The following is a 15,305-nucleotide window of genomic DNA, read 5'->3' as shown; positions in this document are numbered from 1 at the left end:
CTCAGTGATCTCGGCGACGGCCCACCCTTGAGGAAGTGACTGTCCGGCGTCTGGTCAGGGTATCCGCATGGCCTTGGCGATCCGGTGTTCATACACCCGGTAGGCCTTGCGCCCGGCCGATGTGGAGCCGTCCCCGGTGAGAGCGGCGCACTGCTCCAGCATGGTGTGGTGGAGTGTCAGCAGGGCGGTGACACGCAGTGAGTAGCCCTGCTCGCGGTGGATGGCCCAGCCCTCGCGCAGCGCGTCGCGGGTCACGGGCGGCCGGGCGGCCGAGCACCTTGCCGGCGGCGGCCGCGGCGGCCACGCCTTCGCGCGTGTTCTCTGAGATCATGTCCCGCTGGAACTCCAGGACCCCGGCCAGCATGGTGACGAACAGCTTGGTCATGGGGTGGTCCGCCGTCAGGTCCATTCCCGACCAGGCGCCGGTCGCGACACGCAGGTGAACTCCCCGGCAAGCCGGAGCACCTCTCGGATGTCGAGGACATCCTTGACGGAGGGGAACAGCCGAGCGGCGTCGGCGATGCGCACGGTGTCACCAACGGCCGCCTCGTCCAGGAGGCTGCGGAAACCAGGCCGCTGAAGGGGTGCAGCCGGCTGGAGGTCGGCCGAAAGTCCGCACGGCCGGGATTGGATCCGAGGGCGGTTTTGCCCGAATTCGATTGGACCGGGGACACCGGCCCAATGCAGGGGCGCAAATGTTCGACTCAGCCCCCCACTCGTCATTCGATAGGTATCCAGACGATCATCCGTCGTGCCGAATGCGGTGACGCGATTCGCTCCGGAACGTCTCCGGGTCTGTCGGGAGTTGTTGTCCAGGTGGGTTCAGGTCAGCTGATGCCGCCGGGAGAGATCAGGCCGGTCTCGTAGGCGACCACCACGGCTTGGACACGGTCGCGCAGGCCGAGCTTGGACAGGATGCTCGCGACGTGGGTCTTCACCGTGGCCACGCTGAGGGTCAGCTGGTCGGCGAGTTCGGCGTTGCTCAGGCCGGTGGCAAGCAGGCGCAGCACGTCCAGTTCCCGGGGCGTCAACTGGTGCAGATCACGGTGGAGGGTGGGCTTCACGTCGTCGCGGCGGGCGAAACGCTCGACCAGGCGGCGGGTGATGGTGGGCGCGAGCAGGGCGTCGCCGGAGCGTACCAGACGTACCGCGGCCACCAGGTGCTCGGGTGAGACGTCCTTGAGCAGGAACCCGCTCGCGCCCGCGGCGAGCGCGGCGTACACGTAGTGGTCGAGGTCGTAGGTGGTCAGGATCAGCACGCGGGTGTCCTCATTGCCGCCCGCGAGGATCCGCCGTGTGGCTTCGAGGCCGTCCATCTGCGGCATCCGGATGTCCATGAGCACGACGTCGGGCCTGGTACGGCGGACCGCGGCGACGGCTTCGTCCCCGTCGGCGGCCTCGGCCGCCACTTCGATGCCGTTGGCGGTGAGGATCATGCGGAATCCCGTGCGTACCAGTGCCTGATCGTCGGCGATGACGGCGCGCAACCGCTCGGTCATGCGGTCCTCCACGGGACGCGAGCCTTGATCCGGAATCCGCCCCCGGCTGTCCGGCCGGCGTCCAGGGTCCCGCCGTAGACCGCGAGCCGCTCTCGCAACCCGATCAGCCCCCTGCCGTCGCCGGTCCGCGGCCCGGCGCTCCGTGGCCCGCCGGTGTCGCTCACCTCGATCTCCAGCCAATCGTCGTCATGGCCGATCCTCACGGACGCGGCGGCCCCGGGCGCGTGCTTGATCGTGTTGGTGAGGGCTTCCTGCACGACGCGGTAGGCGGCGAGGTCGATCCCGGGAGGCAGCGGCCCGGGCGGCGACACCGCGACCTTCACCGGTACTCCGGCGGCGCGGACCCGTTCCACCAGGCCGTCGAGCTGGTCGAGCCCGGGTTGGGGTTCGAGCCCGTCGGACGGCCCGTCGAGGCGTTCGCCGCCCGGGCCGGCCAGCAGGCCCATGACATGGCGCAGCTCGGCCATGGCGGCCCGGCCGCCGGACTCGATCGCCAGTAGAGCCTGCTTCGACTGTTCCGGCTCCACGTCCATCACGCTGCGGGCCGCGCCGGCCTGGATCACCATCACATTGACATTGTGGGTCACCACATCGTGGAGCTCGGCGGCGATCCGGGACCGCTCCTCGGTGACAGCCCTGCGCATGGCGTCGTCCTGCGCCTGCTGCAGCTCGGTGAGCCGGTGCCGGCTGGCCTTGAGCCGTCGCCGCCAGAAACGGACGGAGCTCCCGAGGACGCCGACGCTCAGCAGGACGACGAACGGCCCCATCCAGCCCGGCAGCGCAGGCGCGATGTCTCCGAACCCGGCACCGGCGAGCCCGGCCGCGAACACGAGGCCGCCCATCGCCGGGATGCGGTGACGGCTGTGGGCGGCGGCACCGTACGCGGCGATGGAGCAGGTCAGTACGGTGATCCAGGTCGCATCCTCGTGGGTGGCCCGCGCCGCCACCAGCACCACCCAGAAGGTGATGAGCGGGTACCGGCGCCGCGCCGCCAGGGGCAACGCCGTCAGCGCCACGAGGAACGCGGGCGCCTCGTGGGACGGAATCTGGGCAAGCGGATGGCCAAGGGGCGGGGATGGGCGGTTGAACAGGACGCTGGGAGGCAGTGCGTGGTCGGCCGGGGGATCAGGCCGGAGCCGCAGGCTCTCGATCACTTCGGGCTGATGCGCGGCGGCGCCGACCGCCGGATTCTCCGCCGCCACGGTCACCGCGAGGACCGTCAGGACGATCGCGACCACCACGTCGACGGCGAGCGCTCGACGAGACAGCCTCGAAGGCCCCTCGCTGCTCCGCCCTGGCGCGTCCCGATCTGAGTAGTCCTCGTTCAGCCGGCTGCACAGGGCGAGCACATGCCGCCACCACGGCCGTCGTTCATTGGTCTCCACCGGCACATTGTCACGCCTGCCCCGTCCGTCCCACATCGGCCGTCGTGACGGAGCTTCACAGTCTCTGGGACTAGATCGCAGGGATGACCTGGCGGCCCCTCGTTCTCAAGCGCGACGTGATCTCGGCATCACGGCCGAAGCGCACCGGCAGGAGCGGCGCCTAGCTTCGTTCCCGGCACCAAGCCGCGGTGCAGCCGCGGCCTCGCATGGCGGCCTCGACGATCGAGGCGCTGTTCATGACCATCTTTTCGAACCTCTGCTCAGGAGGACATAGCGTGACTTCTGTCCTGCAGGCCCAGGCACTGGGCAAGAAGTACGGCAGACGCTGGGCGCTGCGCGAGGGCACCATCGACATACCGGCGGGCCACATCGTGGGGTTGGTGGGTCCCAACGGAGCCGGTAAGTCCACGCTGCTGAAGCTGGCCAGCGGCCAACTCCAGGCGACCGCGGGCAGCATCGCCGTTCTTGGCGGTCGGCCGGGAAGCACGCCCGCGCAGCTGGCCAAGGTCGGGTTTGTCGCCCAGGAGACCCCCGTCTACGCGGGGCTGACCGTTGCCGAACACCTGCGGCTGGGTGCGCGGCTCAACCCCCGCTGGGACGACGGCATGGCGCGAGAGCGTACAGCGCGGCTCGGCCTTGATCCTGCCCGGCGGGCGGGCAGGCTGTCGGGCGGTCAGCGCGCTCAGCTCGCCCTCACCCTGGGCCTGGCCAAGCGGCCCGAGCTGCTGATCCTGGACGAGCCCGCGGCCGCGCTCGATCCGCTGGCTCGCCACGAGTTCATGCAGCACCTGATGGAGGCCGCCGTCGAGCACAAGCTGAGCGTGGTGCTCTCCTCTCATCTGGTCTCCGACCTGGAACGGGTCTGCGACTTCCTCATCGTGCTCGTCGGCTCCCGCGTCCAGATCGCCGGGAAGACCGACCATCTGCTGGCCACCCATTACCGGCTCACCGGCCCGCGCCGCGATCCCGGCCGGTTGCCCGCCGGCCAGTGCGTGGTCTCCGCCCGGCACGCCGACAGGCGGAGCACGTACACGATCCGTGGCGAAGCGCCGATCCACGATCCTGCCTGGACGATCAGCCGGCTCAGCCTGGAGGACCTCGTCCTGGCCTACATGGACCAGCGCACCGCCGATAACCGGCGAGCCGCCCTGGAGGCGCAACGATGATCTGGCTGACCTGGCGGCAATTCCGCGGCTCGGCCGCGACGGTGGCCGGCATACTCGTCGTCCTCATCGGCGCGCTGGCCCTGACCGGCCCGAGCCTGGCCACCGCCTACCAGGCCGGGATCGCAGGCTGCACCCCGGACAACACCTGCAACGACTTCTTCGACCGCTTCTTCGAGGAGTACCAGCTCCCCTTCCTCGCCCTCACCCTCGTCGTGCTGATCCTGCCGGCGCTGGTCGGGCTCTTCTGGGGAGCGCCGCTGATCACCCGTGAGCTGGAGGCGGGCACGCACCTGCTGGTCTGGAACCAGAGCATCACCCGCAGGCGCTGGCTGGCGGTCAAGCTCGGGCTCACCGGCCTGGCGGCCATGGCCGCCGCCGGCGTGTGCGGCCTCGCGGTGACCTGGTGGTCCGACCCGCTGGACAAGTCGGCCGTTTCGGAGATGGCCCAGATGTCTCCCCTGGTGTTCAGCGCGCGCGGCATCGCCCCGATGGCGTATGCCGCCTTCGCCTTCGTCCTCGGCGTGACCGTGGGCATGCTGGTGCGCCGCACGCTGCCCGCCATGGCCCTCACCCTGGCTGTCTTCGCCACTGTCCAGTTCGCCATGCCGCTGCTGGTCCGGCCCCACCTGATGCCGCCGGTCAGCGCGAGCTTCGAGCTCGACCAGACGAACGTGGACGAGCTCCACGTGCAGGGGCAGGGAGGCGGACCTGTGCAGATTTTCCTGAGGACGTCGGCCGTTCCCGGCCACGCGGGCGCCTGGGTCCTGTCCAGCAACCTCCTCGATCCCTCCGGACGTACGGTCGCCGACAGCGGCAATGCAGGATCGGGGCCGTCGTCGACGATCGCGCGGTCCATCCCGGTCTCCACGACGTCGGGCCCCTGCGCACCGGCAGGGGGACCAGTGACCACCAGCGCGTGCCTGGTCGAGGTAAACCGGCTCGGCTACCGGCAGCAGGCGACCTACCAGCCCCTTGAGCGCTTCTGGCCGTTCCAGTGGATCGAGATCGGGATCTACGCCCTGCTGGCCTTCGTCCTGACCTGGCTGTCCTTCTGGTGGATCCGGCGAGGTTCGTCATGACTGTCACCAGGACCGCGGCCGCCGTGCTCGCCCTCCTCCTGGCGGTCCTGCTTACGGTGGCCTGCACGGCGCCCACGGCGCCGCGCGGCCAGGCGAGCACGGCCGCCGGCACCGCCTGCGCGCCGCCGCGCGGAGCCCTCAAGGCGGAGACCCCCACCACGATCGACGTCATCGAGCAGGCGTACTTCTGCATCCTCGGCAACTACTACAGCAGCGCCACCCTGAACGCCCGCGCGCTGCTGACCGCCGGCTTCGCCGCCCTGACCCAGGAGCTCAACCGCGACGGGCGCGACATCCCCGAGGCCACCATGCCCGCGCTGACCGGCGACCGCAAAGCCGACTGGGCCGCCTTCGAGGCCGTCTACCGCAAGGTCACCGACCAGGTCCCCAACCTGCGCGACAAGCTGGCCGTCGCCACCCTCGACGCCATCGTGGCCGCCATCGGCGACAAGCACGCCAGCTGGACCCACGGCGTCAAGCAGTCACCCGACTACTATGACGGCGACGGCTACGGCCTGGGCCTTCAGGCCAACGTCAACGGCCCGCAGGTGCACCTCAACCCCGGCGTCGCCGTCCCCCCCGCTGTTCGTCACCGAGGTGCAGGGCGGCGCGGCACGGGTCGCCGGACTGCGCCCCGGCGACATCATCGAATCGATCAACGAATCGGCGCCCTTCATCAAAGGCGCGCCCATCCCCGCGATCGCCGCCCTCTACCCGCAATACCCGGAGGCGCGCCCGGTCCGGCTGCGGCTCCTGCGGCAGAGCACCGGCCGCCGCTGGACCGCGACTGTCAAACCGGGTCTCTTTCAGCGGGATCTGACGGCCCTGCAGGTGGTGCGATCGAAGCTGCTGGACGACGACATCGCCTACGTACGGATATCCGGATTCGTACCCGACTCCGCGGAGCGGGTCCTGCGGGCGATCGCCAGACTAGGCGAGGACCGGCTCCTCGTCGGCGTCGTGCTGGACCTGCGCGGCAACGACGGCGGCAGCCCCACCGAGGCGGTCCGGCTGCTGAGCGCGTTCGCCCACGGCAAGGTCACCGCCTACCAATGCACCGTGGACGACAAATGCGAAACCCTGCGGACCGACGACACCGTCGACCTGCTCGATCTGCCGCTCGCGGTGCTCATCGACCGCAGCTGCGCCTCGGCGTGCGAGCACTTCAGCTCCGCCGTCAAGGATCTGCGCCTCGGCCGGCTGGTCGGCACCAGGACCGCCGGCGTCGTCTCCGGCCCGGCGCAGGCATACCTGCTCAGCAACAACACCACGCTGAGCTTCCCCAGCAGGCACCACCTCGGGCCCAACCGCGAAGTGATCGACCGGATCGGCGTGGCCCCCGACCACCACGTGCCCCTGACCCCGAAGGACGCCGCCGCCGGGCACGACCCCGCCCTGACCAAGGCCCTCACCTTGCTGCACAAGTGAACGGACCTCCCCATGAGACAGATCCTGGCAGCGGCCGCGGGACTGACCGTCCTCGCCATGTCCGCCTGCTCCGTACCCACCCCGCCCAGAGCCGCCGCCGTGTCCACCCCACCGGCCGGCACCGCCACCCTGCCCGCCCCTACCGGCGCCCACCCGGTCGGCACCACCGTCCTTTATCTGACAGACGCCTCCCGCCCCGACCCCTGGAACCTCGACGCCAAGGCCAGAGAGCTCAAGGTCACCATGTGGTACCCGACCAAGCAGCGCGACGGGCAGCGCGCTGCGTACATGGCACCCAAGGAATCGGAACTCCTTCTGAAAGGCACCAAGATTGCCATCGCGCCGTACGACACGCTGAGCAAGACCCGTACGAACTCCATCAAAGACGCCGAACCCACGGAGCGGAAGCTTCCGCTGGTGGTGCTGTCCCCCGGCTTCACCAAGCCGATGAGCACCCTCACCTCCCTGGCCGAGGACCTGGCCAGCCGCGGGTACGTCGTGGCCGGGATCGACCACACCTATGAGAGCTACGCCACCACCCTCCCCGGCGGGCGGGTCGCCGAATGCCTCGCCTGCGACAGCAACTCCGATCCCGGCTTCGGCGCGGGATTGGTCCAGGTCCGGGCCGCCGACGTCTCCTTCGTCCTCGACCAGCTGCCGGCGAAGTGGAAAGGCTCCCGCCGGTTCGACCGCTCCCGCATCGCCATGGTCGGGCAGTCGATCGGCGGGTCCAGCGCCATGGCGACCATGCTGAAGGACCTCCGCGTGCGGGCCGGAATCGACATGGACGGCACCGCCTACGCCCGGATCCCCAAGAGCGGGTTCTCCCGGCCGTTCATGTTCCTGGGTTCGGCGCAGCACGTCTCCGGAGGTCCCGCCCCCACGTGGGACCGCGACTGGAAGCTGCTCACCGGATGGAAACGCTGGATCGTGCTGACGGGCACCGAACACCAGTCCTTCACCGACACCCCGCTGCTGGCCGATGCCCTCGGCATCAAGCCCACCGCCGGCGTCCTGCCCGCGGCGCGCGCCGCCGAGCTCACCCGCACCTACGTGGCGGCCTTCCTCGACCAGCACCTGAAGTCGCAGCGGCAGCCCCTCCTGGACAAGCCGTCCTCGCGCTACCCCGAGGCCAAGTTCTGCCCCTGCGCTCCATCCTGAGACCCGGCGGTCCCTGAAGCGTCGGGGGATGCTGAAGACGCCGTATGCCTGCCTGGCCCGGGTGCACGGCGGCGAGCCCGGGCCTCTGGAGTTGTTGCAGGTCTTCAGTCTCGACGAGGTCGCCGCCGCACTCTGTCCTCGTCTCCGGCAACGGCCCCGCCGGCGGCAGGGTCCGACTCGGACAGCGCCGCGCCCAGCTGCCTGTCGAGATGTTCGAACCTTCTTCGTCGGGCACGGCATCACCCCTGGTCAGGCGGTAGACGATCCAGTCAGACCGCGTTCTGCTCGTCCAGGTTCAGGTGCTTGCTCATGTCAAGCTCCAGCCGGCCGTACAGGTTCACATGGGTCCAGAACAGAGCCGACAGGCCGGCGACGGTCGACCGGCGTCAGCTTCTTCTGCCACTTCGGGTCGCGCATGACGATCTGAATCAGGATCGTGTTCAGGTAGGCGATCGAGGCTTGGACCACGCCCAAGGTCAGGAAGCGATTCCTCCCGGGCGTGAACGTGAAGGCCCGAGGTTCCTCGCCGGACAGCGTTGAAAGAAACGCGTCCGGCGGATCGCTGGAGCGGCACGCCGTTCGGATGGTGGCGGCGTGCGAATCAGCCTGGCCGATTAGCCTGCCCGTTGCAGCCTTTGGTGTGGGCGTTGTCGTCGCCGAAGACGAGCGCCGCTTGCGTTGCGGGACGAATGGCCGGACAGCCTGTGCTCGGCAGTCTCGCGCGTGTGATTCCCGCCCCGCCGGTGCCATACTCGCGTGAACGGGATCTTCTTCACTGAGCCAGGTGGCGTGCGAAGGAGGTGTGGCCGTGGAGTTCAGCGTTCTGGGCCCGACACGCGTCCGGTCCCCGGGGGGCGACGTGGCGCTCGGGCCGCCCAAGCAGCGGCTCCTCATGGCGGTCATGCTGGCGCACCCGCACGACGTGCTGTCCGTCGACCGTATCGTCGACGCCCTGTGGGGGGCCGCGCCTCCGCCGTCCGCTCCGGCCAACGTCCGGCTCTACACCCGGGGATTGCGGCTGGCCCTGGGCGAGGAGCGGGTCGTGCGTGAGGGTGGTGGCGGGTATCGGCTCGTGGCCGACTGTGCCGAGATCGATGCGTGCCGGTTCGTCGCCCTCGTGCGAGATGGTGAGGCCGCCCTGGCCGCCGGGGACGCCGCCGGGGCCCGGAGGCTGCTGGGTGAGGCGCTGGAGTCGTGGGGTGGCAGGCCCTTCGCCGATCTGCCGGCCGAGGCGGCGCTGGGCGAGGAGCGGACCCGTCTGGAGGAGTGGCGGCTGGTCGCACTGGAGCACCGCGTCGAGGCCGATCTGCGTCTGGGGCGGGACTCCGCTGTCGTGGCCGAGCTGACGGCGCTGGTCGGCGGGAACGCGTTCCGTGAGCGGTTCTGGTGCCAGCTCATGCTCGCCCTTTACCGGTGCGGGCGCCGTACTGAGGCGTTGGAGGCGTACCACCGTGCCCGTGCGGTCCTCGTTCACGAGCTCGGGCTTGAGCCGAGTCCCGGCCTGCGCTGGATGCAGAGGGCGATCCTGGCCGAGGACCCGCGACTGCACAGTGCCGTGGCGGGCATGCCCGCCCTCCCCGAAGTCCCGTCCGCGCAAACGCGGGGGCCGCGCCCGCGGCGGGTGCCCGCGCAGCTTCCCGCGAGCCCGCTCGGCTTCGTGGGGCGGGCGGGAGAACTCGCCCGCCTCGACCGCGTCCTGGCCGCGTCAGGCGATGACGCGCAGGTCGTGGCCATCGTCGGACCGCCAGGGGTGGGCAAGACGGCCCTGGCGGTCCGCTGGGCGCATGGTGTGCGTGGCAGGTTCCGCGACGGTCAGCTCTTCATCGACCTGCGCGGCTTCGGCAGCGGGTGCGAGCTTGATCCGGGCGCGGTTCTGGAGCGCTTCCTGCGCTTCCTGGGCGTCCCCGCCGCGGAGATCCCCTCCGGTACGGAGGATCGGGCGGCCGTGTTCCGTTCGCTGATGGCCGAGCGGCGCATGCTGATCGTGCTAGACAACGCCGCCTCGGCCGGCCAGGTACGCGCTCTGCTGCCCGGTTACGCGCCCACCCTCACGCTCGTCACCAGCAGACGCCGTCTCGACGGGCTGGCCGCCACCCACGGCGTGCCGCGGCTGACGCTCGGCCCGCTGCCGGAGGACGACGCGGTCACCGTGATCCGCGAACGGCTGCCCGGTGCCGCGCAGGAGGTGAGCGTGACCAGGCTCGCGGGGTTGTGCGACCGGCTGCCGCTTGCGCTGCGTATCGCGGCCTGCCGGCTGGAGACGTCAGCGTCCGGGTCCGCGCTGCAGGAGCTGATCTCCGAGCTGGCCGACGAGCGCACCCGCCTGGACCGGCTGTCCGTCGATGAGGAGGAGATCTCGGTCCGGGCCGTCCTGCACGCCTCGCTCCGCACCCTGCCGGCGCCGGTGCGCCGGTTTTTCGGGCTGCTCGGGTTGCATCCGGGACCTGAGGTGTCCCCGGCCGTCGCCGCCGTCCTCGCGAGCGTCCACCCGTCCGGCCCGGTGTGTGCGAACAGCGCCCCGCAATGGCTTGACCGGCTGGTGGAAGGGCATCTCCTGGTGGCGGCGCCGGGCGGCCGGTACGCGATGCACGACCTGGTGAGGATCTACGCCGGTGAACGCGCCGCCGCCGAGCTGACGGGCGAGGAGCGGGAGCAGGCCATGACCGCGGTGCTCACCTGGTACCAGGATGCCGCCAACGCGGCCGACCGGGTGCTGCGTCCGAAGGAGCGCCCCAACTTCGGCTCCGCGACCAGGCCGCTGGATTTCGCCGACGACGCCGCGGCGGTGGCCTGGTTCGACGACGAGGCGGCCAATCTCGGCGCCGCCGTGCGGCAGGCGGCCGTGTCGTATCCGGCGCACGCGTGGCGGATCGCGGCCGCCATGTTCGGCTGGCTGCACCGCGGTCACCACCGGGACCAGTGGGTCGAGCTCTACTCCGTCGCGGCCCAGGCGGCGGCGCTGGCGGGTGAGCCCCAGGGTGAGGCCATCATCACAGGCCGGATCGCGGTCGCGTACAGCCTGCTCGGCGACGCCGGGCAGGCGGCGACGGCCTGCCGGCGCGCGTACGAGATCAGGCTCGGTCTCGGCGACACTCTTGGAGCCGCCACCGCGCTGCTGAACCTCGCGGCCGTGCACAACGACGCGCATCAGCCCGAGGACGCCATCCGCTGGCTGGGCGAGGCGGAGGCGCTGGTGGGGTGCCTGCCGGAGCCCCGCCACTTCACCGCCTTGCTTCACAGCAACCTCGGCGAGGCCCACCACCAGGCCGGACGTCTGGAGCAGGCGATGGCCCACTACCGCACGTCCCTGGCGATCAGTGAGGAGCACTGCGGCGACCGGGACAACGCCCAGATTCTGGTCAGTTTGAGCGTCCTGCACCGCGACATGGGTGAGCACGGTGAAGCGGCCGCGTGCGGGGAGCGGGCGCTCTCGCTGGCCACGAGGACGGGTGACACCCTGCTCCGGGCCGCGGCGCATGAGTCGCTCGGCCTCGTCCACGCCGCCCGGGGCGACACGGCACGGGCGGCGGCCCATCTGCAGGAGGCACTCGCCGAGTATGAGCAGCTGGGCGATCCCAAGGCCGCCACGGTACGCGAGCGGTTGGAACGCCTCGCCGGCTGACACCTATACAAGGCATATACGGCCTCTATCCCGCTCGATGTGATGATCCGCATAGCCATTCATCGCCCATCGGGAGGAATGATGATCGCGACCTTGCAGGCACTCGGCGACCGCATGCTCGACCGCCTCCTGCCGAAGGCCACCGCGGCGGCGGTCGTGTGCCCGGGGAACTTCAGAGGCTGCTTCGGGTCCTGCTGCTACTACTGCCGCTTCTTCGCGCTGACCCACTGCGAGGAGATCCGCCAGTGCAGCGACGGGGCCTGCGTGCACACCTGTTACGACTGCTGCTGCTGACGTCCGGCGCCGATGGACTACGTGGTCTCGGCCTGCCGCTTCGTGATCGGTGCGATCTTCTTGGTCGCGGTGTGCGGCAAGGCTCTCAGGCCGTCGGCGCGGGCGGCGCTGGCCGCCCTGGTGTCCGGCATCGCCGGGACGGCCCGGCCCGGCCCGGTGGTCGTCGCGGTGATCTGCGCTGAGGCGGGTACCGTCGTCCTCGTCGCTGTTCCCGGCACTGCGCGCGCCGGCCTGGTCGTGGCGGCGGCCCTGCTCGCGATGTTCGCCGCGGCCATCGGTGTGGGGCTGCGGCGCGAGGTCAGCGTCCCTTGCGGCTGTTTCGGGAGGGCCGGTGCGCCGCTTGGTGCGGCGCACCTGCTGCGCAACGTGCTGCTCACCGTCATCGCGCTGACCGGGACGGTCGCCGCCCGGCCCGGCGTGCCGGCAGGCTCGGAGCTCGCGGGGGTGGCCCTGAGCCTGATTGCCGGCGCGGTGCTCACGCTCGTGTTCGTGTTCTTCGATGACATCGCCGCGCTGTTCGCGGTGTCCGACCCGATGCGTTAGCCGTGCCCGACGCGCCGGCTGTCCCCTCCCCCCAAACGCGCTTGCTGGAGGACTCGCCATGCCCTTCCTTGTTGCCGCCGTCGTCCTCGTCGGGGTCTTGTGCGCCCTCGACCTCGTCCTCACTCTCGCGGTGATCCGCCGATTGCGGCAGCATACGGCGAAACTGGCGCATCTCAGCGCCGCGGGCGGCGGTGGGTTGCTGCCGGACGGCGCGAGCCTGCCCGTGTTCGAGGCCCGCTCCATCGACGGGGAGGAGGTCTCCGAACGCGGCTGGCGGCTCGTCGCCATGCTGGCGACCACCTGCCAGGCCTGCGCCGGGCAGCTGCCCGACCTGGAGTCGCTGGTGAAGGAGTCGGGGTACGCGCCGGATCAGGTGCTCGCCGTCGTCGTTGGGCCTGACACTCCGGAAGGTGGCGAACTGGTCGATACCGTGCGCCCGGTCGCCACCGTGGTCAGGGAGGTCCGCAACGGCGCGCTGTCCCGGGCGTTCCGCGCCGAGATCTTTCCCGCCTTCTACCAGGTCGAGGACGGCGTGGTCCAGGCCGGCGCGGTGAGCGTCGCGGGGTTGGGCGAAGACGTTCCGGCATGACGGCACCGGCCGGCGGCGAGGCCCGTCCGGGCGCCGGTGAGCTGGCGGCGCGGGCCGCCGCGGCCTGGCGGCTCGCCTGGTCGGCGGGACCGGCCGCCACCCTGCTGGCGGCGGCGCTGGCCGTGGGCGGCGGATTGTGGCCGGTGATGACGGCTTGGCTGACCAAGTTCCTCATCGACGAGCTCGTCGGCGGCTCCCCTGACGTGACGGGGGTGGTCGCGCTGGGGGCGGCGATCGCCGTGACCGGGCTGCTGTCCGCCACGCTGCCGCACCTGTCGCAGTACGTGGAGAGCCACCTGGGCCGCAGCGTCAGCCTGGCCGCGAACGCGAGGTTGTTCGCGGCGGTCAACCGGTTCGTCGGCCTGGGCCCGTTCGAGACCCCCAGCTTCCACGACCGGCTGCAGCTGGCCCAGCGGGCCGGGCAGGGGGCCGCCGCACAGATCGTCATGCCCGTGCTCAGATGCCTGCAGGCGCTGGTCACGCTGGCCGGTTTCGTGAGCACGCTGCTGGTCATCAGCCCGGTGATGACCGCGCTCGTCATGCTGGCCGCGTTGCCCATGGTCGCCGCCCAGCTGTCGTTGAGCCGGCGGCACGCGCGCCTGGTGTGGGCCGTCAATCCGGGCGTGCGCCGGCAGTTCTTCTACGCCGGCCTTCTCACCAGCGCGGGCGCCGCCAAGGAGGTACGGCTGTTCGGGCTGGGCGCCTTCCTGCACCGGCGGCTGCTCGACCAGATCGGGGCCGTCAACGAGGCCGAGCGCGCACTCGATCGCCGCACCCTCGCCGTCCAGGGCCTGCTGGTCACGCTCGGGGCGCTGGTCGCCGGCGCCGGGCTGGTCTGGGTGGTCGCCAGCGCCGCCGCCGGCGGGCTCACCGTGGGAGACGTGTCGGTGTTCGTCGCCTCGGTCGCGGGCCTGCAGGGCGCGCTCGGCGCCGTGGCAGGGCAGATCGCCGGGATCTTCCAGGCGCTCCTCGTCTTCGGCCACTACCTGTCCGTGGTCGCCTCTCCCGGCGACCTGACGCTCGCCCGCGCCCCGGTGCCCGTGCCGCGGCTGCGCCGGGGCATCGAGCTGCGCGAGGTGTGGTTCCGCTACGACGACGCCCACCCGTGGGTGCTGCGCGGGATCGACCTCCACATCCCCTACGGCAAGGCGGTCGCCCTCGTCGGGCTCAACGGGGCGGGGAAGTCGACGCTGGTCAAGCTGATTTGCCGCTTCTACGACCCGCAGCGCGGGGCGATCCTGTGGGACGGTGTCGATCTGCGCGAGCTGGATCCTGCTGAGCTGCGCGACCGCGTCTCGGCCGTTTTCCAGGACTACGTCTCCTACGATCTCACCGCCGCCGAGAACATCGGCCTCGGCGACCTCGGCGCGCTCGACGATCAGGAACGCCTGGCCGCGGCGGCCCGGCGGGCGGGTGTGCACGACGCCCTGCTGCGGCTCCCCCGCGGTTACCACACGATGCTGAGCCGTACCTTCACCGACCTCGGCCCCGACGACGATCCGGAGGCCGGGGTGGTGCTGTCGGGCGGGCAGTGGCAGCGCATCGCGCTGGCCCGCGCCTACCTCCGCGACCGGCGGGACCTGCTGGTGCTCGACGAGCCGAGCTCCGGCCTGGACGCCGCGGCCGAGCATGTCCTGCGCACCGAGCTGCGCCGGCACCGGGCCGGCCGCACCAGCCTGCTCATCTCCCACCGGCTGAACGCCATCCGCGACAGCGACGTCATCGCCGTGCTCGCCGACGGCCACATCGCCGAGCGGGGAACGCACGCCGAGCTGATGGCGGCCGGCGCCGGCTATGCCCGGCTGTTCACCGTCCAGGCGAGCGGTTATCAGCCCGGGGCGGACGACGAGGGGGCCAATCGCCTCACGACCACGCCGAGCACGCGATCGGATGGGACGTAGCCCCATCGCCGGGAGTCCACGCTGCGCTCCCCGTCGCCGAAGAGCACCAGTTTCCCCGCCGGCACGGGCGTGCCGGCGGGGGCGCCTGCGGCCTCGGCGGCCTCCTGCGGCAACGGGTCGGACGGGGCGGCCACGATCCGCTTGATGTACCAGTGGCGGTCGGTGACGCTGCCGGCCACCAGCGGCTGCCGATCCCACGCGCCCTCGACGCCGGGTGGCTGGAACACCACCACCTGTCCCCTGCGCAGCCGTGCGGGCTCCGCCCGGCGCACCAGCACCCGGTCGCCGGGGACGTATGTGGGCTCCATGCTTGGCCCTCGCACCGTCACGACGAGCCAGCGGCGCCGGGCCAGGACGGCCAGCGTCACGCCGGCCAGCACGGCGACCGCGGCCGTGCGGAACACCACAGCCCTGATGATCTCTCACCACCAAGCCGATCCGTTACAGCGTCGCCTGTGCCCTGCGCGGCTCCTGCATCGCGTGGCGACGTCGCTGCCATCGCACGAGGTATGCCACTCGTGGGGAGTGATGCCACTGCCCGTCGCCGTGGCGTTTGTCACTATACGACGGGCCCTGGGGCTTGGGGGCGAGGCAGCAGGTGGCGATGAGTCCATGCGTCGGGCACAGCCGTTGCGAAG

The 15,305-nt window shown here is 71.1% G+C and carries 13 protein-coding genes and 1 pseudogene; 9 read left to right on the top strand and 5 right to left on the bottom strand.

Annotated features, from left to right (window positions below; translation table 11 throughout):
• Positions 1-54: 54 nt before the first annotated feature.
• The 4 genes and pseudogenes from ACIBX3_RS41525 to ACIBX3_RS41510 form a co-directional block, all read right to left on the bottom strand.
• Positions 55-255: a hypothetical protein gene (locus tag ACIBX3_RS41525; RefSeq protein ID WP_397126075.1), complete on the bottom strand. Its 201-nt coding sequence runs from the start codon at positions 253-255 to the stop codon at positions 55-57.
• 34 nt (positions 256-289) lie between these two features.
• Positions 290-439, bottom strand: a pseudogene (locus tag ACIBX3_RS41520) (recombinase family protein); the annotation flags it as partial.
• Between the two features lie 388 nt (positions 440-827).
• Positions 828-1,499 carry a response regulator gene (locus ACIBX3_RS41515; protein WP_397126074.1) on the bottom strand — a complete coding sequence of 224 codons (672 nt, stop codon included), beginning with the start codon at positions 1,497-1,499 and terminating at the stop codon, positions 828-830.
• On the bottom strand, positions 1,496-2,884 hold the full coding sequence (locus ACIBX3_RS41510; protein ID WP_397126073.1) for a sensor histidine kinase: 1,389 nt from the start codon (positions 2,882-2,884) through the stop codon (positions 1,496-1,498). The genes ACIBX3_RS41515 and ACIBX3_RS41510 overlap by 4 nt, the downstream gene beginning before the upstream one ends.
• 275 nt (positions 2,885-3,159) lie before the next feature.
• Between ACIBX3_RS41510 and ACIBX3_RS41505 the strand changes: the two genes are divergently transcribed.
• The 9 genes from ACIBX3_RS41505 (at position 3,160) to ACIBX3_RS41465 (ending at position 14,667) form a co-directional block, all read left to right on the top strand.
• A complete protein-coding gene (locus ACIBX3_RS41505) occupies positions 3,160-4,050 on the top strand; it encodes an ABC transporter ATP-binding protein (RefSeq protein ID WP_397126071.1) in 891 nt (296 codons plus the stop codon).
• Positions 4,047-5,129 (top strand): ABC transporter permease, encoded by a 1,083-nt coding sequence (locus tag ACIBX3_RS41500; protein ID WP_397126070.1) that lies wholly within the window; start codon positions 4,047-4,049, stop codon positions 5,127-5,129. The genes ACIBX3_RS41505 and ACIBX3_RS41500 overlap by 4 nt, the downstream gene beginning before the upstream one ends.
• Before the next feature lie 495 nt (positions 5,130-5,624).
• On the top strand, positions 5,625-6,557 hold the full coding sequence (locus ACIBX3_RS41495) for a S41 family peptidase (RefSeq protein WP_397126069.1): 933 nt from the start codon (positions 5,625-5,627) through the stop codon (positions 6,555-6,557).
• Positions 6,558-6,569: 12 nt separating this feature from the next.
• A complete protein-coding gene (locus ACIBX3_RS41490; protein ID WP_397126068.1) occupies positions 6,570-7,718 on the top strand; it encodes an alpha/beta hydrolase family protein in 1,149 nt (382 codons plus the stop codon).
• 808 nt (positions 7,719-8,526) lie between these two features.
• Positions 8,527-11,340, top strand: a complete 2,814-nt coding sequence (locus ACIBX3_RS41485; protein WP_397126067.1) for an AfsR/SARP family transcriptional regulator — start codon at positions 8,527-8,529, stop codon at positions 11,338-11,340.
• An 81-nt stretch (positions 11,341-11,421) separates the two neighbouring features.
• Positions 11,422-11,634, top strand: a complete 213-nt coding sequence (locus tag ACIBX3_RS41480; RefSeq protein WP_397126066.1) for a hypothetical protein — start codon at positions 11,422-11,424, stop codon at positions 11,632-11,634.
• A gap of 12 nt (positions 11,635-11,646) precedes the next feature.
• Positions 11,647-12,177 (top strand): MauE/DoxX family redox-associated membrane protein, encoded by a 531-nt coding sequence (locus ACIBX3_RS41475; protein WP_397126065.1) that lies wholly within the window; start codon positions 11,647-11,649, stop codon positions 12,175-12,177.
• Between the two features lie 58 nt (positions 12,178-12,235).
• Entirely contained in the window at positions 12,236-12,766 is a 531-nt protein-coding gene (locus ACIBX3_RS41470) for a hypothetical protein (RefSeq protein WP_397126064.1), read from the top strand.
• Positions 12,763-14,667: an ABC transporter ATP-binding protein gene (locus tag ACIBX3_RS41465; protein ID WP_397126063.1), complete on the top strand. Its 1,905-nt coding sequence runs from the start codon at positions 12,763-12,765 to the stop codon at positions 14,665-14,667. The genes ACIBX3_RS41470 and ACIBX3_RS41465 overlap by 4 nt, the downstream gene beginning before the upstream one ends.
• Here the strand turns inward: ACIBX3_RS41465 and ACIBX3_RS41460 are convergent.
• Positions 14,595-15,074 (bottom strand): S26 family signal peptidase, encoded by a 480-nt coding sequence (locus tag ACIBX3_RS41460; RefSeq protein WP_397126062.1) that lies wholly within the window; start codon positions 15,072-15,074, stop codon positions 14,595-14,597. The two genes, ACIBX3_RS41465 and ACIBX3_RS41460, sit on opposite strands and share 73 nt — an antisense overlap.
• Positions 15,075-15,305 lie beyond the last annotated feature (231 nt).

Origin of the sequence: Nonomuraea sp. NPDC049480, from assembly GCF_044465905.1 — a bacterium.
Lineage (GTDB): Bacteria > Actinomycetota > Actinomycetes > Streptosporangiales > Streptosporangiaceae > Nonomuraea.
The sequence above is the reverse complement of the archived record's forward strand: the minus strand, read 5'-3'. Positions and strand labels throughout refer to the sequence as shown.

Coding starts and splice junctions, on each gene's coding strand:
- ACIBX3_RS41490 (WP_397126068.1), top strand. CDS start 6,570: ATGAGACAGATCCTGGCAGCGGCCGCGGGACTGACCGTCCTCGCCATG.
- ACIBX3_RS41500 (WP_397126070.1), top strand. CDS start 4,047: ATGATCTGGCTGACCTGGCGGCAATTCCGCGGCTCGGCCGCGACGGTG.
- ACIBX3_RS41515 (WP_397126074.1), bottom strand. CDS start 1,499: ATGACCGAGCGGTTGCGCGCCGTCATCGCCGACGATCAGGCACTGGTA.
- ACIBX3_RS41480 (WP_397126066.1), top strand. CDS start 11,422: ATGATCGCGACCTTGCAGGCACTCGGCGACCGCATGCTCGACCGCCTC.
- ACIBX3_RS41465 (WP_397126063.1), top strand. CDS start 12,763: ATGACGGCACCGGCCGGCGGCGAGGCCCGTCCGGGCGCCGGTGAGCTG.
- ACIBX3_RS41495 (WP_397126069.1), top strand. CDS start 5,625: ATGACGGCGACGGCTACGGCCTGGGCCTTCAGGCCAACGTCAACGGCC.
- ACIBX3_RS41470 (WP_397126064.1), top strand. CDS start 12,236: ATGCCCTTCCTTGTTGCCGCCGTCGTCCTCGTCGGGGTCTTGTGCGCC.
- ACIBX3_RS41475 (WP_397126065.1), top strand. CDS start 11,647: ATGGACTACGTGGTCTCGGCCTGCCGCTTCGTGATCGGTGCGATCTTC.